The organism is Stenotrophomonas sp. 05L413 (assembly GCF_056397945.1).
Map to the genome: position 1 here is coordinate 313,538 of NZ_JBFTOL010000007.1, position 16,744 is coordinate 330,281.

The following is a 16,744-nucleotide window of genomic DNA, read 5'->3' on the forward strand; positions in this document are numbered from 1 at the left end:
CGTCAGCTCCCCCGAATCAGCATGGCTTGCGAGGGGTCATAAACGTAATTGGTGATGCTTCCATCTTGGATGCGCTTCACCGCCTCGTCGATGACGTGGAGCGGGACCAAAAACCACTCGCGGGGTTTCACCGGGTTTCCAAACCGATCGTCGATCGTCAGGTCCAACCTCACGTCTTGGAAGATCCGGTGGAACAGATTCTCCAGTCGCGCTCGATTGAGGTTGGAGAGCTTGTAGGTGGCCACGACCTCGACCTTTGCCAGCATGTAGGTGGGATCTTTCTCGGCGTTGCCGATCCGGGTTTCGACCTTGCCGCCTGTGATTCCGATTTTGTGGATGAGCTCGCGATGCTCAACCACGTAAGGGTTATTGGACAGGCTGCGCAGGACGTAGATGGTCCCATTGACGATGTCATTCGGTTCTAAGGTATCCCCGAACAAGGGACCATGGTCGTCGTCGGTAATCCGGCGGCCGGTATCGTCCTTGTAGAGCGCCCGCTGCAAAGAACGTTCAAGCAGATCGCTTTCTGTGCCGTTGGAATAGATCACCCGCAGCCTAGCATTGGACTCTCCGTTGGGCGTGCGCACCAGCTCGCCGACCTCGGCGACGTAGGCCATCTGCCCTCCCAGAATGAAGAAATTTCCCTTCTCCACACTGGCGTCGCGACCAAAGCGCAGGGTCTTTCGGAGCCCGGACTTGAGATCTCCCTCTACGCGCTCGAATAGAGGTGCGAAGCGTCCAAAATCCGCGCAAGGTGTGCGACTGGCAATGTCCTCCAAGGCCTTGCGGTCCTCGAATGACCGCACATGGCGCAGTTGGGTTATGTCGTCGTCACGTTCCCCATCGGCCGCGCCCAGGTCGGCCAACAACGCGTCGTCGTCCACCGCCTCACTCTGCCAAGTGTCCACCAAGGTGGGTGCTTTCAGCAGCAGCTCGTGGGTATCCAGAGGAATGAGCAGCGGGTGAGCATCAGCCAACGCTCGTAAGCGATCCAAGCGCACGGCGAAGAGGCGCTCGAAAATGTCGCGCTCCTCGCCATGCTGCGGAGCACGACCGTGCTCGGAGGCGAAGCGAAGAATCTCCTCAAAACCGGCGATTAGGCGCTCTTCCTGCGGCGTCCGCGCGGCGGCCTTGACCGACGTCAGTTCAAGCCCGAGCTCGGCCAGCAGGGCTTCGTCTTCGTCCAAATCAGCCATGGTCGTTCTCTCGGGCATCAGCCGCCTTGCGCTGCTGAACATGCTTCGCCAATGCCACCACGCCCTCGGCCATCTTACGTTCCCATGGATCAGGGGAGTTGATGTCGGGTGCGCGCAGCTTCTCCGCCTTGAAGGTGCGGGCTCGGAGTGCCAACGCCCTGGCCTCGTCGTAAGGAATCGCCACACGCTTGGCCGAAATACTGGCTTGAACTTGGCGCAACACCTTCTCGTCCATGGCCTTAGCCAGCACCGCGTAGGCGGCATCGAAGGGGTTGATCCGGTCGATGAGGTCAATGTTCAAATCGCGCACGTTGACGAACCTGCGCACACCGTCGATGAGCGAGGTGTTTCCCTGCCCGCTTTGGACGTCTTCTTCGGCCAACCTCTGCTTAGCCTGCTGCGTCACGTTGAGCGCGGCAACGGCGTGCTGGCGGATGGCTTCTTGGTCCTCGGTAGTCAGGTCCGGGTAGCGGTCGCGGACGATCTTGCCCAACTGGACCTGGGTGAGATCCTCCGGAAGGGTGTTCTCTTTGTCGAACAAGCCCCGCTCCACCGCCGTCTTGTCCTGGATAAAGGTGGTAATCACCTCGTTCAAGTCTTCGCGGCAGATGCGCGCCGCTTCGGGCGAGGTCGGCATGGACAAGCCACCGATTTCCACGTGGACCTGACCCGTGGCCGGGTTAACGCCCACGTTCTTGCCGCCGTCCTGATACCCCTCCTCGCCGTAGTCGAACCCCTCCATCTTGCCGGCGTTCTTTGGGGTGAACTCAAACCGTGGGGCCAGCACTTGCTCCATAAGCAAGCTGGCCGCGATGGCCTTGAGCGTGTCGTTGACCGCGTCCACGACCGCAGCTTCGTCGGCGGCCGGCTCGGCGATAAGGTTGGTAAAACGCGAGCGTTCCTTGCCCGGCGCATCGCGGGTCGCCCGGCCGATGATCTGGACGATTTCTGTCAGGCTGCTGCGGTATCCAATGGTCAATGCGTGCTCGCACCAGATCCAATCAAACCCTTCTTTGGCCATCCCCAAGGCAATGATGATGTCTACGTGGTCCCGATCGGCTTTGTGCGCTGGGTCCTTCAAGGCCGAAAGGACCTTAGTTCGCTGCACGGGGTCGGTGTCATCGACCAAATCGGCAACTTTGAGCACCTGGCCGTCGGCCAACTCAATGTGATGAAACCCGGTCAGGGGGTCCAGCCCCTTCCACTGTCCCAACCGCGACATGATCTCCTCGACTTCGCGGTGCTTGTCCTTGAGGCTTTCGCGGGCGTTGACGTTGGGGATGTGGACAATGGTCTTGAGGGCTGGATCCAGCACCTTCATGATCGCGTCCAAGTAACGGCCGGTGTAGAAGAAATAGCCGATGTCCAGTGACTTGAGGTAGGTGTAGCCGTTGAGCTGCTCGTAGTAGGTGTAGGTGACCGTGTCGAAGCGGGCCTCGTCCGACGGGGAAAGCACTGCCACGGTGTCGCCCCTGAAGTAGGAGCCGGTCATAGCCACCACGTGCACTTGACCACGGGTGATGAGCTGCCCCAGCTGGCTGCCCAGTTTGTTGTCTGGGTTGCTGCTGACGTGATGGAACTCATCGATGGCGATCAGACGGTTGTCGAAGGCCTCGATGCCAAACTCATCCACTGCAAAGCGGAAGGTGGCATGGGTGCACACCAGCACCCGGTCATCGCTGGCAAGGAACTCGCCCACAGCCTTGATCTTGGACTTGGCCACCTTGCCGTTGTCCTCGCCAGGGGCGTTGCACAGGTTCCACTGCGGACGCACCACCCAATCGGCCCAGAAGCCGTGTTCACTCAACCTTTCATCGGCGAAACTGCCGCCAATAGAGCGCTCTGGGACCACGATGAGGGCTTGCTTGCACCCTTGGCTCTCCAGCTTGTCCAAGGCAATGAACATCAGTGCGCGGGACTTGCCCGACGCCGGCGGCGACTTGATGAGCAGGAACTGCTCGCCACGTCTGGCGTAGGCACGTTCCTGCATGGGCCGCATGCCCAGCGCATTGACCTTGTTCGATTCGCCAGTGCGAGCGGCCGTGATGGACACGGACGGAACGGTGTGACGATTGGTCGGATTGCTTTCCATGGTCATTTCGCCCTTCCCCCCTTCTTGGGCTTGGCCGGCGTGGCCGTCAACTTGGTGTAGAGATCGAAGAGCTTTTCCAGCCGCTCGGTGTCATTGCGGAACCGGCGGCCGATGTAGATCCGCTCCAACACTTCATCGTTGCGCTCGTGTGCCTGCTGAAGGTCACCGGGCATGTCTTCTGGGTCGTAAAGGTCCGCGAGCGTATTAGGGTAATGCGCTTCGCGAGCGAGCAAGATGTCCTTGGCGCAGCTTTCAAGATCCGCTTTGTTTTGTTCTGTCAGCACCGGCACAGGGAAAGTGTTCCACCCCAGGGTGCTCGAGTAGCGATAGTCCGTCTTAATGCGGCCGCACACAGCAGCTACCCAAACCAAGTGCATCTTGGATGCGAGCAGCGCGAATGACCAGAGCTCCGCATCGAGCATGGCGAAAGCGCCATCGGCTACGATGGCACCAGGCGCGAAAAGGCTCACAGGCAGGTAGGGGCGGGTTTCAGAGGAATGCCTTGGCACAAGAATGACCGTCTCGTCCCCCCGCTGGCGCACCTGCTGAAACGCGTAAGGCGTGGCTGCACCTGCTTTGGTGAGTGCTTTGTCACTCTTCTTCCGCATCGTCACCACCTGATCGGTGCGCGCCTTGATAGGTGCCAAATCTATGGCTTCTTTCGCCTCGTCAGGGGTGATCCACAAGCAGTAACGCAAGTTGCCTTGGATGGTGTCATTGGCTCCCAAGAACTGACGCACGTAACGGCTGGCCCGTGGCTCCGCATGAATCAATGCCCGAGCACTCTCGGGCTTCAACAAAAGATGCCCCCCATCAGCCGGCTTGCTGCCATTGATGATTTCGCCAATCGGCGACAACGGCTTGGACAGCGCAGGAACGTAGATGTCGCGGAAGGGAATGAGGTAAGCGTTGATGTTCGCCACCTCGCGCTTGGTGATGGCGTCGTTTTCATCGGACTGGAACAGCATGGGGCTTGTGCTGTCCCTTTCGCTCAGTCCAATGATGATGACCGTCACCCCGGCGTTCTTGGTGGCCAGATTTCGCCACTTGAAGGGGGTGTAAGCAAAGCGGATGCGAAGGCCCTCAGCGAGCAGTAGCGGCCACAGGCGAGCCACCTGCTCCCCTTGACTGATGGAGCTCGTGCTGACGAAAGCGCACGAGGCTTGGGTAGCGCGAGCATAACGAGCGAACTTGTAGAACCACCCGCACACGTAGTCGAGAGATTTAAAGCTGTCGGTAACGTTCCCGAACAACGCTTCCATGTCAGCTTTCTGCTGGTCGTCTTGTTCGGTCCCTCCTTTGTAGGGAGGATTGCCGCAGATGTAGGTCTCCCCGCCTTCATTCTCGAAGTCGATTTCGGACTGATCGATGGGTGCCGTAAAAAGGTCGTCGCCCTGCAGCTTCACCCCAGTCCCTGTTGGCGGACAGACCGAAAGCCAGTCGATGCGAAGTGCATTCCCGCACGTGATCCAGTTCTTACTGTCCAAGGGAAGAACCGTGGCCAATGCCTGTTGCTGACCGCGGTAGAGGACGTCGCACTGAAACTCTGCAATGATGAGCGCCAAGCGGGCAATTTCTGCCGGAAAGTCGTTGAGCTCGATGCCGCGAAAATTGTTGATAGGGATATCGGACTTCCTGTCTTCCTCGCCACGCCGACGATTGATCTCCGCCTCGATCTTGCGCATTTCCTTATACGCGATGACCAGGAAGTTGCCAGAGCCGCACGCGGGGTCGAATACCCGAATGTGCGCCATGCGCTTGCGGAGGTTGAGCAGTTTGGCCTTGTTGTCCTCCCCTGCCTCCAGCTGCGTCCGCAGATCGTCCAGGAACAACGGGTTCAGCACTTTGAGTATGTTGGGCACACTCGTGTAGTGCATCCCGAGAGAACCTCGCTCCTCCTTATCCGCAACCGCCTGGATCATCGACCCGAAGATGTCCGGGTTGATCTGGCGCCAGTTCAGTTCACCGATGCGCAACAAATAGGAACGCGCTGCGCGGCTAAACCGAGGCGCCGCGGTGCTACCGGAGAACAATCCTCCGTTGACATAGGGAAACGCTAGGGCCCAGCTGTGGAGCCCAGCGCTTGGGCGGTCACCCGTGTTCAAGTTCATGGCAGAAAACAACGTTTCGAGCACCGCGTGCGTGTTCGATCCGTCGGCTGCAGTCATCCGGTCCACCGTGCGAGTGAACAGGCTGTCGCCGTGGAAAATGTCCGTGTCTTCGGCGAAGAAACAGAAGATCAGTCGGGCCATGAGGTGATTCATGTCCGAACGACGTTCGTCGGTATCCCAATCGGGGTTATGGGTCAAAAGCTCAACGTAAAGCTTATTCAGTCGGCCAGTTGCCCGAACGTCGATCGGGTTGTCCTTGATCTCCTGAATCGTCGTGATGCCAGCGAAGGGCAAGAAATACCCGAACTGCTCGGCCAGCTCGGAGAACGCGCACGCCAAGGGGTCCCCGGTCGCTAGATACTCCGCCTCGACAGCGTCCCCATCCGTGGCGAGAACTAGCTTAATTCGATAGGTGGCATTCTTTGAGCTAGCTTTCAGTGACTCTAAGGTTTCGCGAACGAGACCTGGTTCGCACACGGCTAGGTGGACGTGGTTGCGCTGGAGGATGGCACCGGGAACGTCCGATAGGTTGGTGCCGCCGGCCCCAGCCTTGCGGAGGCGCTTGAGGGTGACCTCGTTGTTACCAAAAGCTGCTAGGAACTGGAACGGGAATTCAGAAGGGTCAAAAGGTGCCTGGGCCAGCTCATAGATGGCCTCTTCGATCTCTACCGCGTTCATTTGGCTTGCACCCACGCTCCGGACCCACCCCGACGAGCGGAATGGAAGAGTGAGCGGGGCTGGCCTAGGTGGGGTCGAAACGGTGGCATCCGGCAAATCTCTAAAGACAGGCCATAAGTATCGTTCAACCCCACAATGGACGGCCACTGGCGAACGGCGGCGGCGCAACAAGCCTTTGTTTACAAAGGCTCACCGACCTGCTGGCAGGTCAAGCTGACCAACTGTTGCGCGAAAACGGAATCGTGGGGAAGCGGCCTGCCACTTCTGCCCTATCACTTAGCTCAAACGAGCCCTCCTTGAGGCACCACCTATCAACGCCACACAGGGGAGCTACGCGCGGTTACGCACGCGTCGGGCCTCGTGACAAAACCAACGCTATCAGCTACTCGCTGCTGATGCCCGAACGCTTCCGCGCGAACTCGCGCATCTGAGTCAGCAGCCTTTCCTGGTCGTCCATAGGCAATTGCGACATCACCAAAATAGCCTCTGCCATAGGCTCGCTGACGGCATGGAAATAGGCCACAGGCAACTCTAAGGCCTCCGCCAGCTTTGCCATGCTCTCGTTGTCCGGCATCCGATCCCCTCGCTCGTATCGCGAAATCCTAGGAGCGGCAGTGTTCTCTTCCTCCAAGCCCAGCACTGCTCCCAACTCGGCCTGAGTGAGGCCCTTGGCCAACCGGGCTTCCCGCAATCGGCGGCCGAGAGTGGTCGATGGAGGCAGTGCTGCGGGCATGAAGACCAACGGATGCTGAATTGACCCGCTAGTCTGCCGCTTCCAATGTTGCCCTGCATTTGCCATATTGGCAAACGTCGCCAGACGGGCGGCTTTGCTGGGGTTTTCATGAAGAAGATCGAGACAAGGATTGCCGGCGGCTTGGCTGTTGCACTGTTGCTGACCGCCTACAGCGCAGGCGCGCAGAGCCACCCTGAGCAGCAAGAGCCTTCCAACAAGCCGGGCTTTTTCCGGCAGCTGGGTGCCAGCCTCAAGGACGCCGGGCAGCAGATGGTCGCCGTGAAGCCGGCCCAGGGCGGCTCCAAGACCGATGGAGCCCCTGGTGCGATCTATACCCCGATCAGTGGCGCCAGCAAGTTGCCCAACCTCTTCAGGTCGGACAACCACCAGCAGGCCCAACTGGGAAAGCTCGATTGGCCCCGCGTCGCGTTGACGTTTCAGGAATGGGGCGCCTCTCTGCCGTGCTGGACCGTTGAGGCCCGGATTTGGACCAGTTCCACCGTCTCGACCACTGAGACGTTCAAGGCGTGCTCGGATGCCGCGTTGAGAGAGACCGACGACCTCGGTGAGGTGGCCGAACTCAACGACGCGGCCCTTTGGAAAGGCAAAGACACTCTGCGCGGCATTCGGGTCCTGCCCAGCAAACCGAACACCGGGTCCACCCGGTCCGCTGGGCCTAACCCGCCGGCGCAGCCGTTCCAGGTCAACGTGAGCCGGGATGCCGTGGCCAACCGTGCAGTCGAGGTCGCGCTACGCGCTGCCTGGATTAGCGGCTTCATTCAGACCTCGGACCTCCACCCGGGCCCGTCGGGAATCCTGACCCCATTTAGGGATGGCCGCATGTGGATCGCCGGGTTCAAGCCGGAAGGCAACCGCGACCGCTGAGCATGAGGGCCAAGGCCCATCTATAGGGATACGAACGATATGAAAGCATGGATTTTCGCCGCCGCCGCGGCCCTCTGCCTGACTGCCTGCAGCGGCAAGCCCTCCGAGGCGGAAGCCAGACAAGCACTTGCCGATCAGATGGCCCAGAGCGCCTCCGCACCGGTTGTCACCATCGAAGGGTTCTCCCTGACTGGGTGCGCGCCGGCGGAGGACACGGACGGCTACCGATGCGATACCCGCGGCACCGTGGTCCTGGACATGATGGGGAACCGGGTGCCCCTGCCCGTGGATAAAAACCTGCGGTATACCAAGGCCGATGGAACCTGGAGGGCCTACGCCCAATGAATAGCCAGCCCCCTTCCCTGCACTTTGCCCACGCAGATCGTGTGACTGCGCCATCTGTCCGGACCATCAAGAGCGTCAGGACTCCCCGGGAGCGCTTCTTCTGGTGGTATTCACTGTCCCTGCTCTTCCTCGGACCTTTCGGGTTCATTGTCGGGCCGCTGATGGCCCGGCGAGGAACGCGGAAGGTAGAACGCCTGCACTCTTCCGCAGCCTGGGAAGCTCGGCAGCGGGATCATGGGTTCAGTTGGTGGCAGTGGTGGATCATGACCCCGCTGACGCTGCTGGGCGCTGGCTGGGTTTTCGGCCTACTGAGTGGGCTGCCGATGCTTCTGCTCGTGCTCTACGCCCAGTTGACTCAGTAAGCCATCCAGGCTTCGCATAAAGAGGGCCGCTCAGAGCGGCCCTTTATTTTGGGCAATGGTGCAGGCGGCCTACGTTGGAACCGGACCGGCGACAAAGCGGTCTCCCGGCTTGACCACGGGGACAGGACATCAACCAGCATCAACGACCTACGCCAAAGGCGCGCAGGGCCACAGTTCTGCGCCCCTCAAGCCGGCACTCTTGATGACCGCAGAGACCTTGGCGCTCACAATCATTGCGTTTGCCGACTGGTGCTCTACGCCGAAGCGCTGAACGCTGTGGCAGAGCGGAACTTCCGGGGGAGGCACGGGCGCGGGGAAGAAGCCCCGATCGTGCCAGGGATAGCGCTCTCTGCCGCACTGTCCACACCGGATTCCTTCCACCCCCTCCAGGGGCAGCGGGACTGCGGGCCCTAAATCGAGCTGAATCACGTCGTCCAGCGTCTTGCCCTTGGCGTCCTCCACGGGGAGCTGAGCAATGCCCAAGCCGGAAAGATGCTCTGACCAGACAGAGGTCTGCATAAAGCACGCCTCTTCTACCCAGTTCAACTTTAAAAAAGCGTTTCTCCCCCATTTGAGCGTGCTCTTTACCCTAAAAGGCGCCACTTGGACTGCGCCCTCCCCGCATTTGGAGCACCAGTTGCTTAGGTCGTAGGTCTGCTCGCGAAAGGAGAAGTTCTGCTCCGGCTGTGGATAGCCGCTTGCATGAACGACCTGAAGCGCACAGTGATCAGCATCAGCAACCTCAGCAGGCGTGAACTCGGTGGTGACGGTGGTCATACCGTCCCACGAGCGGATCAGGCTGCAAGCCTCGCTCCACCCTGGGGCACCCTCAACCGCATGACTTACCGCGATGCCAGCAACGTCACGCCGAGGCTCGGCGGGTGGCACCACCTTCAGACCCAAAGCAGCAAGCTTGGACCCTCGGGATTCATCCCAAACGAAGGTGAACCGATATCTGATCCTCATAAAACGATGCTATCAGAGCCCAAGCGCCACCTCTCCGGTGTGGCTTCCGGTTCCTGGTGTTCCTCTTCGCCCACTAGCTCACCATCGCACAGGATCCAGCGCTCTCAAGACATTATTGATCGCCTACAATGACGGAACACAACACAGGACCATACGTCCGGTTTGCGTCTCGCGTGCAGTCAGGGAGTGAGGTCTTCGGATCAGTACCTCCCCCTCTCTCCGCCACACAAATAAAAAGGCCGCCCTCAGGGGCGGCCTTTTTATTTGTGCGACGGACAGCATGGGGGACGAGAACCCCAACGGGTTCGACGGATTCGCCCGGAGCGAATCCGGACAGCCGAACGGCTGGCCCTGGAGCGCGTCAGCGCGGAAGGGCTGGGTGCATGGATGCACCCAGCAATCCCAATGAAGCAGCCACCCTACATCCGAAGCCTCTGCGCCGCCAACGCTAGCGCCACGCAAACCGTCGCCACCGCTAACGGTAGAGCCGACCGCTGGTCGGCTGCTCTTTGCGCAGCCACCCCATGCCAAAGTCCCCCCATGCCCACCCTCCGCCCCTACACCCCAACTGACGCCCCCGCCTGCCTCGCACTGTTCGACACCAACGTGCCGCGTTACTTCGCCCCACACGAACGCCACGACTTCGCCACTTACCTGCTCCACCCACACCGCGCCCACGACTATCTGGTCATCGAACACAACGGCCACCTTGTCGCCTGCGGCGGCCTCGTCCTGGCCAACGAACACACCGCGGCCTTCTGCTGGGGCATGGTCGACCGCACCCGGCATCGCCAGGGCCTGGGCACGCAGCTCTCCCACGCACGCCTGGCTCACGCAAGAACGCTCGGCGCCCAGCGCGTCACGCTCAGCACCAGCCAGTACACGCAGGCGTTCTACGCCGGCCTCGGCTTCGTCGTCACCCACATCACCCCCGATGGGCACGGCCCCGGACTGGATGCGGTGGAGATGGCACTCGAACTGGCGCCACGTTGAGCGGCGCCAGTGATTGGAGTGCGTCAGGGTTACGTCAGCCACGCATCGCGTGGCCCTACCCCCAAGCGCGCAGCGTGCGTTTTGAACGCCTCAGCTGCTGCTCAACTTCATCAACACCAACCCGCTCACGATCAACACCGCCGCGGCAATCCGCATCGCGCTGACCTGCTCGCCGAGGAAGGTAATGCCGATCACGAACGCGCCGACCGCGCCGATGCCGGTCCAGATCGTGTACGCGGTGCCCAACGGCAACGTGCGCATCGCCAACGACAGCAGCCAGAAGCTGGCAATCATGGTCACGAGGGTGATGATCGAGGGGGTGAGCTTGCTGAACCCCTCGGACTGCTTCATCGAGAACGCCCAGACAATTTCCAGTACACCGGCTGCCAACAGATAGATCCAGGCCATGCGGCCCTCCTTGATGGGGGCCAGGCCGTCCTGGTCAGTGATTCCCGAAATGGGGGAGGCCGTTCCTCCTGTGCAGCGCATTTTAGCAACCCGCCCGCGCATTGGCCGCTCCGTGTCACGACGGGCTACACGGGATTCAGCCTCCGCGTCTGGCACTGCGTGCCACGCATGCGCTAGAATGCGCGACTGCACTGCCGGGCCTGTTCCTGCGGTGCACCTTCCGCCTGCGGCCGGCTGATCCTTGATCGCCCTGCAGCCGGAACGTCTCTATGGTGGCCCCGTCGGCCCCTCGCGACGCTAGGTCGAAAATCCCGCCAGGGCCGGAAGGCAGCAACGGTATCGATCGACGCGGGCGCCGAGGTCAGCCGGCGGGGCCGCCACCTTTTTGGGCTCCCGGTTTTCCCCACGCGATGCTGCCGCTCAAGGCGCTGCGGGCGTGCCCTGGTGGAACACCATCCGCCATGTCTCGCCGTGCAGCCGCCACAGCGAGCTGCGAAGCACCTCGCGCTGGCGCGCCCCGTCGATCACATACCAACTGCGGTAGCGCACCTGCGCCAGCGTCGGGGCCAGCAGGCCGACCTCGTAATCGCTGGACACGATCTCCACCTGCGCGCGCTCGCGCGGAATCTCGGCCAACGCAGCAGCACGGTCGAAACACGCGCCCGAGCTGCCTATCTCACGGAAGTCGTCATCCAACAGCGCCGCCAGCTGCGCGACATCACCGCGGACCGCTGGCCCATGCAACGCGCGTTCGAGCGCCTGCAGATGGGCGGCCAGCGCGTCATCCATGCTCAGGGCGGGTCCTGGGCCAGCACGTGCATGGCGGTCGGGGTGGCCAGCGCCACACGTTCACCGGGCAGGGCCACGCGGTGGCCACGCTGGCGCAGCGCATCGCCGTCGCTCTCGCTGGCGTAGTGGTACAGCATCATCCGCGCCTGCAGCTCGGGCGTGTACTCACGCTCCAGGTCATCCACACCGGTGTGCGAGGGATTGCCGTGCAGGCCGCAGTCGTGGGCGATCAGTTCATTGTCGTCGGCATAGCGCGCCAACATTTCCGGAATCGGGCGGGTATCGCCGCTCCAGGTGACCGCGCCCTTCAGGCGCAGCCCATACGCGGTTTCCGGCCAGTGATGGCGCACCGGGAAGACTTCCAGGCGCACGCCGTCATGCCAGAACGCATCGCCGACCACGATCAGCTGGAAGGCATCCCAGAAGTTGGCGCCGCCCTCGGCCAGCACGTTCGGATAATCGGCCACGCGCTTGTGCAGCAGCGGCACGACCGTCGCCGGCACGTACACGCGGATGCGCCCACGACGCTGCGGCGAGAAATAGGCATCCACGAACAGGCGTTCGAAACCGGCGACATGGTCCAGGTGCACATGGGTGACGAACAGGGCCTGCGGCACATGCCCGTAGTGCGCCTGGAAGGCCGTCAGCCCTTCCCCGCCGCAATCGATGGTGAGCCACGGGCGGCCGTCGCGCTCGATCACCGCCATCGGCGAACCCAGCTGCACGGCCGACGCATTGCCGACCCCCATGAAGCGCAATGCCCAGTCCATCAGTAACCCCGGTTCCAGGCCAGGTCGTAGGCGCGGCGCAGCCGTGCGTAGTCCTTTTCGACGTCGTCATGACTGCGTTCACCGCGCAGCTTGATCAGCGAGCGCAGCAGCCGCTTGAGATTGCGTTCGCGCCAGCGGGTGGCCGGGATACGCAGCACGCCGCGATCGAAATCGATCAGCCAGCCGTGGCCGTTGGCGTCGAACAGAATGTTGTGGGCGTTGAGATCGGCATGGTCCAGCCCGGCGCGATGGAAGCGCGCGATCAGCCGGCCGGTCTCTTCCCATGGCGCGCCGCGCCCGGCGACCAGCGCGCGGTCGGCCAGCGAGCGCACGCCCTCCAGCCGCTCCATCAGGATCGCCGCTTTGTAGCGCAGGCCTTCGCGCATGTAGAACGCGGCGATCGGGCGCGGTACCGGCAGCTTCTGTGCGTGCAGGGCGCGCATCAGCCGGAATTCGGCAAAACTGCGGGTGCGGTTGGCGCCGCGCCAGAGGTAGTGGTCCCGACTGAGCTTGGCCGCCAGGCCGCCGCGCAGGTACTGGCGCAGCACGGCATGACCGAAGGGCGCATCGACGAACCAGGCGCCGCCGCGGCCGCCATCGGCGACCGGTCGTGCCCGCTCCCCCCAGTGGGCCGGCGCGAACAGGCTCATCTCGGCTTGCCGCAAGGCTTCACGGTCGAACAGAATGGCGCCGATACCGCGTCCATCGCGGCAGGGCGTCAGCGCTTCAGTGGCGTCGAATGCGACCATTCCTTCGAGTCTAACAACACCATGGCACCAACGTCCTCTTCCTTGTGTCTTTTGCGTTTGTCCGCGCTGGGGGACGTGACCCACGTGGTGCCGCTGGTGCGCACCCTGCAGCAGGCCGATCCCGGGGTGTCACTGCACTGGATCATCGACAAGGCCGGCCACAAGCTGCTCGACGGGCTGCCCGGCGTGACCTTCCACAGCTACGACAAGAAGACCGGCCTGGCCGGCATGCGGGCCCTGCGCGACAGCCTTCCCGCGGGGCGGTTCGATGCGCTGCTGCAGATGCAGGTCGCCTTCCGCGCCAACGTGCTGTCTGCCTTCGTACCCGCCAAACGCCGCATCGGCTACGACAGATCGCGCTCCAAGGACCTTCACGGGCTTTTCATCAATGAGCGCATTCCCGACCGCCCGGGCATCCACGTACTCGACGCGATCGGCAGCTTCTGCGAGCCGTTGGGCCTGAAACAGACCGAGGTCAGCTGGGACCTGGCCGTGCCGCCGGCGGCGTTCGAGTGGGCCAATGCCCAATGGGCCGACGATGGCCGCCCGGTGTTGATGATCTCGCCCTGCTCCAGCCACGTGCGCCGCAATTGGTATGCCGACCGCTATGCGGCCGTGGCCAACCACGCCACCTCACGCGGCTGGCGGGTGGTGCTGTGCGGTGGGCGCAGCGACCTGGAGCGCGGCATGGCCGATGCCATCCAGGCACAGCTCACCACCCCGGCGCTGGATCTGGTCGGCAAGGACACGCTGAAGCAGCTGCCCGCCCTGTTGGCGCGCGCCGCGCTGGTGATGACGCCCGATTCGGGCCCGATGCATATCGCCAACGCGATGGGCGCCAAGGTGCTGGGCCTGCATGCGGCCAGCAACCCGCACCGCAGCGGCCCCTACTCCGACCGCCGCTACTGCGTGGACCGCTACGACGCTGCCGCGCGCAGATTCCTGGGCAAGCCGGCCAGCGAACTGAAATGGGGCGCGAAGATCGAATTCGACGACGTGATGCAGCTGATCACGGTCGAGGACGGCATCGCCGCCTTCGAGCGGTATATCGCCGATTACGCCCCGCGCGGCGCGTAATCCTTGTACGACTTCTCTTCCACGTAGAGCGAGCCCAGCGCCAGGTTGATGTCCTTCTTGATGCGGGCACGCTCATCGTTCTGCTGGTAGACGCTGCGGGCCAGTTCGACGAAGTGGTCATCGAAGGCCTGGGCCTTGTCCTGCAGGCGGATGTTGTCTTCGATGTCCCACAGGCGCTCGTTGACGGCCTTCAGTTCGGCACGCAGGCGCGCGATGTCCTTGACCCCGGCCGGGTGCGCCATCCAGGTCTTTTCCAGCGCGCTCAGCTCGGTGCGGATGTTGGCCAGCTTGGCCTCGTCGCTGATGCGCTCGGACTTGATCTGCAGGATCGAGATCTTGTCGAGCAGTTCACCGAAGGACACGGGGACGAGGATTTCAGCGGTCATGGTGGGGATCCGTATACGTGAGGTGGGCAGTTTAGCGGAGCGCATGTTGGAGGGGTGTGGGGCAAGCGTGCGGCCGCTTCATTGGGACTGCTGGGTGCATCCATGCGCCCAGCCCTCCCGCGCTGCGCGCTCCAGGGCCGCGCCTCCCAGAGCTGGAGACGCCGTTGGGGATGACCGCGTCGCCACGCGCCCGGGAATGTCGGTGATGGCGCTGAGGGCTTCGGAAACAGGGTGGCCGCTTCATTGGGATTGCGGGGTGCATCCCTGCACCCCGCCCTTCCGCGCTTGCGCGCTCCAGGGCCAGACGTTCGTCTGTCCGGATCTGCTCCTGCAGATCCATCGAACCCCCGTCGGGGGTTCTCGTCCCCCCGCAATTGGGCGCCGCTCATTTCGTAGCGGTCGGAAGACGCCCGATCTCGGACATGAAAAAGGCCACCCAATGGGCGGCCTTTTTCATGTATCTGGCGGAGAGGGGGGGATTCGAACCCCCGAGGCGCTATAAACGCCTGCCTGATTTCGAGTCAGGTACATTCAACCGCTCTGCCACCTCTCCAGATGGTCCCGGCGAACCGGGACGCGAATGATACGGGCAGGACGCGCTGGCGACAAGTCATTGCGGGCAAAGAAGTGAATTTCTTCTGTATGGATGCCTTGCCGGATGTCCGGCGGGCCGCGATCATGCCGTTATCCCTCGCAATCCTCACCGGCACGCGCCTTCATGATCGAATTCGGACACCTGACCCACCCCGGCCTGCGCCGTGACCTCAATGAGGATACGTATTACGGCGATGGCGAACTGGCGCTTTGGCTGGTCGCCGATGGCATGGGCGGGCACGCCTGCGGTGAGGTGGCCAGTGCGCTGGCGCGCGAGACCATCGTGCGCGAGATCCGCCGCGGGGCGACGCTGGCGCATGCGATCCGCATCGCCGATGAGGAGATCATCCGCACCTCGCGCCGCCGCAACGACAGCCTGCCGATGGGCACCACCGTGGTGGCGGCCCGTGTGCAGGGCAGTCGGTATGAGGTGGCGTGGGTCGGCGACAGCCGCGCGTACCTGTGGCGCGACGGCACGCTGGCCCAGCTCAGCCAGGATCACAGCGTGGTCCAGGAACTGGTCGCGCAGGGCAATCTGACCGCCGAGCAGGCGCGTGCGCATCCGCATCGCAATGTAGTGACCCAGGCGCTGGGCGTAACCGATCCGGCGCACCTGAATGTGGCGACCACCACCGGTGAGCTGCGCCCGGGCATGCAGTTGCTGCTGTGCAGCGACGGGCTGACCGAAGAGGTCGAGGACAAGGGCATCGCCCGTACCCTCGCCTTCGATGATGCCAGTGCGCAGGAATGCGTGGATACGCTGGTCGCCGCCGCGCTGGATGGCGGCGGTTCGGACAACATCACCGTGATCCTGGTGCGGTGTCATTGAGGCAGGCATCCCGACCAACGGCCGGGATCTACCGGGGGCGGGCCGTCAGGCGCTGACCGCTTCCACCGCTTCAGGCTCACCATCCCAGATCGCGCGGCCGGCCTTCTTGCGCAGCTTGGCCAACCGCGCTTCGTGCGCTTCCAGCTCGGAGGCGGTGGCAACCACGCGCGGGCGTGGCAGCAGGCGCGAGGTGTCGAAGGTCTGCGCGTGGGCGCTGCCGGTTTTCTGCTCATCGGCCGAGCCGAAGCCGATTTCTTCCTGGCCCGAGGTCAGGGCGATGTACACATCGCCCAGGATCTGGGCATCGAGCAGGCCGCCGTGCAGCTGGCGGTGGGCGTTGTCCACGCCCAGGCGACGGCACAGTGCATCCAGCGAATTGCGCTGGCCGGGGAAGCGCTCGCGCGCCATCTTCAGCGTATCGATCACCGTGCAGCGGTCGGTGATCTTGCCGTAGTGGTCGCCCAGCAGCGACAGCTCGTTATCCAGGAAGCCCAGATCGAACGCCGCGTTGTGGATGATCAGCTCGGCGCCGTCGATGTAGGCGAGGAAGTCGTCGACGACCTGGGCGAAGTCCGGCTTGTCAGCCAGGAACTCCAGGGTCAGGCCGGTGACTTCCTGCGCGCCCTGTTCGAACTCGCAGTCCGGCTTGAGGTACTGGTGGTAGTTGTTGCCACTGGGGCGGCGCTCGAGCAGTTCCACACAGCCGATTTCGACGATGCGGTTGCCCTTCCGCCATTCCAGGCCGGTGGTTTCGGTATCAAGGATGATCTGACGCATGGGC

Annotated in this window: 17 protein-coding genes, 1 tRNA gene and 1 other RNA gene; 7 read left to right on the forward strand and 12 right to left on the reverse strand. The window is 62.8% G+C overall.

The genetic code is table 11. The features are described 5' to 3' along the window. Window positions 1-2 precede the first annotated feature (2 nt). The 4 genes from AC1DIQ_RS16985 to AC1DIQ_RS17000 all read right to left on the reverse strand — a co-directional run bounded on the left by AC1DIQ_RS16985 (window position 3) and on the right by AC1DIQ_RS17000 (window position 6,876). Window positions 3-1,196 carry a GIY-YIG nuclease family protein gene (locus AC1DIQ_RS16985; RefSeq protein ID WP_478050473.1) on the reverse strand — a complete coding sequence of 398 codons (1,194 nt, stop codon included), beginning with the start codon at window positions 1,194-1,196 and terminating at the stop codon, window positions 3-5. Continuing rightward, a complete protein-coding gene (locus AC1DIQ_RS16990) occupies window positions 1,189-3,294 on the reverse strand; it encodes a DEAD/DEAH box helicase (protein ID WP_478050474.1) in 2,106 nt (701 codons plus the stop codon). The genes AC1DIQ_RS16985 and AC1DIQ_RS16990 overlap by 8 nt, the downstream gene beginning before the upstream one ends. Further along, a complete protein-coding gene (locus tag AC1DIQ_RS16995) occupies window positions 3,291-6,077 on the reverse strand; it encodes a class I SAM-dependent DNA methyltransferase (RefSeq protein WP_478050475.1) in 2,787 nt (928 codons plus the stop codon). Before AC1DIQ_RS16995 ends, AC1DIQ_RS16990 begins: the two co-directional genes overlap by 4 nt. A 382-nt stretch (window positions 6,078-6,459) precedes the next feature. After that, on the reverse strand, window positions 6,460-6,876 hold the full coding sequence (locus tag AC1DIQ_RS17000) for a helix-turn-helix domain-containing protein (RefSeq protein ID WP_478050476.1): 417 nt from the start codon (window positions 6,874-6,876) through the stop codon (window positions 6,460-6,462). A gap of 42 nt (window positions 6,877-6,918) precedes the next feature. Between AC1DIQ_RS17000 and AC1DIQ_RS17005 the strand changes: the two genes are divergently transcribed. From AC1DIQ_RS17005 to AC1DIQ_RS17015, 3 genes are read left to right on the forward strand one after another with little or no spacing between them, the layout of a single operon-like run. Continuing rightward, the gene (locus tag AC1DIQ_RS17005) at window positions 6,919-7,695 is read left to right on the forward strand and encodes a hypothetical protein (RefSeq protein ID WP_478050477.1); all 777 of its coding nucleotides are present in this window, start codon (window positions 6,919-6,921) and stop codon (window positions 7,693-7,695) included. A 39-nt stretch (window positions 7,696-7,734) separates the two neighbouring features. Beyond that, complete coding sequence (locus AC1DIQ_RS17010) at window positions 7,735-8,040, forward strand: hypothetical protein (RefSeq protein WP_478050478.1); 306 nt, start codon at window positions 7,735-7,737, stop codon at window positions 8,038-8,040. Next, on the forward strand, window positions 8,019-8,402 hold the full coding sequence (locus AC1DIQ_RS17015; protein WP_478050501.1) for a hypothetical protein: 384 nt from the start codon (window positions 8,019-8,021) through the stop codon (window positions 8,400-8,402). Before AC1DIQ_RS17010 ends, AC1DIQ_RS17015 begins: the two co-directional genes overlap by 22 nt. Before the next feature lie 147 nt (window positions 8,403-8,549). On the opposite strand, the gene AC1DIQ_RS17020 is transcribed toward AC1DIQ_RS17015, so the two are convergent. Continuing rightward, window positions 8,550-9,179, reverse strand: coding sequence for a hypothetical protein (locus AC1DIQ_RS17020; RefSeq protein WP_478050479.1), 630 nt, complete (start codon window positions 9,177-9,179; stop codon window positions 8,550-8,552). A gap of 729 nt (window positions 9,180-9,908) precedes the next feature. Here AC1DIQ_RS17020 and AC1DIQ_RS17025 point away from each other — a divergent pair. Continuing rightward, on the forward strand, window positions 9,909-10,361 hold the full coding sequence (locus AC1DIQ_RS17025) for a GNAT family N-acetyltransferase (protein WP_478050480.1): 453 nt from the start codon (window positions 9,909-9,911) through the stop codon (window positions 10,359-10,361). 90 nt (window positions 10,362-10,451) lie between these two features. On the opposite strand, the gene AC1DIQ_RS17030 is transcribed toward AC1DIQ_RS17025, so the two are convergent. Further along, window positions 10,452-10,769 (reverse strand): DMT family transporter, encoded by a 318-nt coding sequence (locus AC1DIQ_RS17030; protein WP_123728503.1) that lies wholly within the window; start codon window positions 10,767-10,769, stop codon window positions 10,452-10,454. A 278-nt stretch (window positions 10,770-11,047) separates the two neighbouring features. On the opposite strand from AC1DIQ_RS17030, the gene ffs reads away from it, so the two are divergent. After that, window positions 11,048-11,144, forward strand: an RNA gene (gene ffs, locus AC1DIQ_RS17035) — signal recognition particle sRNA small type. Between the two features lie 45 nt (window positions 11,145-11,189). On the opposite strand, the gene AC1DIQ_RS17040 is transcribed toward ffs, so the two are convergent. From AC1DIQ_RS17040 to AC1DIQ_RS17050, 3 genes are read right to left on the reverse strand one after another with little or no spacing between them, the layout of a single operon-like run. Beyond that, window positions 11,190-11,558: a nuclear transport factor 2 family protein gene (locus tag AC1DIQ_RS17040; RefSeq protein ID WP_282259854.1), complete on the reverse strand. Its 369-nt coding sequence runs from the start codon at window positions 11,556-11,558 to the stop codon at window positions 11,190-11,192. A gap of 2 nt (window positions 11,559-11,560) precedes the next feature. Further along, on the reverse strand, window positions 11,561-12,328 hold the full coding sequence (locus AC1DIQ_RS17045; RefSeq protein ID WP_461770568.1) for an MBL fold metallo-hydrolase: 768 nt from the start codon (window positions 12,326-12,328) through the stop codon (window positions 11,561-11,563). Then, window positions 12,328-13,077: a 3-deoxy-D-manno-octulosonic acid kinase gene (locus AC1DIQ_RS17050; protein ID WP_458233618.1), complete on the reverse strand. Its 750-nt coding sequence runs from the start codon at window positions 13,075-13,077 to the stop codon at window positions 12,328-12,330. The genes AC1DIQ_RS17045 and AC1DIQ_RS17050 overlap by 1 nt, the downstream gene beginning before the upstream one ends. Window positions 13,078-13,098: 21 nt before the next feature. On the opposite strand from AC1DIQ_RS17050, the gene AC1DIQ_RS17055 reads away from it, so the two are divergent. Further along, a complete protein-coding gene (locus tag AC1DIQ_RS17055; protein WP_478050481.1) occupies window positions 13,099-14,154 on the forward strand; it encodes a glycosyltransferase family 9 protein in 1,056 nt (351 codons plus the stop codon). Here AC1DIQ_RS17055 and AC1DIQ_RS17060 read toward each other — a convergent pair. After that, the gene (locus tag AC1DIQ_RS17060) at window positions 14,133-14,540 is read right to left on the reverse strand and encodes a DUF6165 family protein (protein WP_019185792.1); all 408 of its coding nucleotides are present in this window, start codon (window positions 14,538-14,540) and stop codon (window positions 14,133-14,135) included. The two genes, AC1DIQ_RS17055 and AC1DIQ_RS17060, sit on opposite strands and share 22 nt — an antisense overlap. 462 nt (window positions 14,541-15,002) lie before the next feature. After that, window positions 15,003-15,093, reverse strand: a tRNA-Ser gene (locus tag AC1DIQ_RS17065). Between the two features lie 165 nt (window positions 15,094-15,258). On the opposite strand from AC1DIQ_RS17065, the gene AC1DIQ_RS17070 reads away from it, so the two are divergent. Next, a complete protein-coding gene (locus AC1DIQ_RS17070) occupies window positions 15,259-15,963 on the forward strand; it encodes a PP2C family protein-serine/threonine phosphatase (RefSeq protein WP_121042995.1) in 705 nt (234 codons plus the stop codon). A 45-nt stretch (window positions 15,964-16,008) separates the two neighbouring features. On the opposite strand, the gene dnaQ is transcribed toward AC1DIQ_RS17070, so the two are convergent. Then, on the reverse strand, window positions 16,009-16,740 hold the full coding sequence (gene dnaQ / locus AC1DIQ_RS17075; protein WP_121042993.1) for a DNA polymerase III subunit epsilon: 732 nt from the start codon (window positions 16,738-16,740) through the stop codon (window positions 16,009-16,011). Window positions 16,741-16,744 lie beyond the last annotated feature (4 nt).

Bases quoted from the DNA above. Each gene is read 5' to 3' on its own strand.
- AC1DIQ_RS16985 (WP_478050473.1), bottom strand. From the start codon at position 1,196: ATGGCTGATTTGGACGAAGACGAAGCCCTGCTGGCCGAGCTCGGGCTT.
- AC1DIQ_RS16990 (WP_478050474.1), bottom strand. From the start codon at position 3,294: ATGACCATGGAAAGCAATCCGACCAATCGTCACACCGTTCCGTCCGTG.
- AC1DIQ_RS16995 (WP_478050475.1), bottom strand. From the start codon at position 6,077: ATGAACGCGGTAGAGATCGAAGAGGCCATCTATGAGCTGGCCCAGGCA.
- AC1DIQ_RS17000 (WP_478050476.1), bottom strand. From the start codon at position 6,876: ATGGCAAATGCAGGGCAACATTGGAAGCGGCAGACTAGCGGGTCAATT.
- AC1DIQ_RS17005 (WP_478050477.1), top strand. From the start codon at position 6,919: ATGAAGAAGATCGAGACAAGGATTGCCGGCGGCTTGGCTGTTGCACTG.
- AC1DIQ_RS17010 (WP_478050478.1), top strand. From the start codon at position 7,735: ATGAAAGCATGGATTTTCGCCGCCGCCGCGGCCCTCTGCCTGACTGCC.
- AC1DIQ_RS17020 (WP_478050479.1), bottom strand. From the start codon at position 9,179: ATGACCACCGTCACCACCGAGTTCACGCCTGCTGAGGTTGCTGATGCT.
- AC1DIQ_RS17025 (WP_478050480.1), top strand. From the start codon at position 9,909: ATGCCCACCCTCCGCCCCTACACCCCAACTGACGCCCCCGCCTGCCTC.
- AC1DIQ_RS17030 (WP_123728503.1), bottom strand. From the start codon at position 10,769: ATGGCCTGGATCTATCTGTTGGCAGCCGGTGTACTGGAAATTGTCTGG.
- AC1DIQ_RS17040 (WP_282259854.1), bottom strand. From the start codon at position 11,558: ATGGATGACGCGCTGGCCGCCCATCTGCAGGCGCTCGAACGCGCGTTG.
- AC1DIQ_RS17045 (WP_461770568.1), bottom strand. From the start codon at position 12,328: ATGGACTGGGCATTGCGCTTCATGGGGGTCGGCAATGCGTCGGCCGTG.
- AC1DIQ_RS17050 (WP_458233618.1), bottom strand. From the start codon at position 13,077: ATGGTCGCATTCGACGCCACTGAAGCGCTGACGCCCTGCCGCGATGGA.
- AC1DIQ_RS17055 (WP_478050481.1), top strand. From the start codon at position 13,099: ATGGCACCAACGTCCTCTTCCTTGTGTCTTTTGCGTTTGTCCGCGCTG.
- AC1DIQ_RS17060 (WP_019185792.1), bottom strand. From the start codon at position 14,540: ATGACCGCTGAAATCCTCGTCCCCGTGTCCTTCGGTGAACTGCTCGAC.
- AC1DIQ_RS17070 (WP_121042995.1), top strand. From the start codon at position 15,259: ATGATCGAATTCGGACACCTGACCCACCCCGGCCTGCGCCGTGACCTC.
- dnaQ (WP_121042993.1), bottom strand. From the start codon at position 16,740: ATGCGTCAGATCATCCTTGATACCGAAACCACCGGCCTGGAATGGCGG.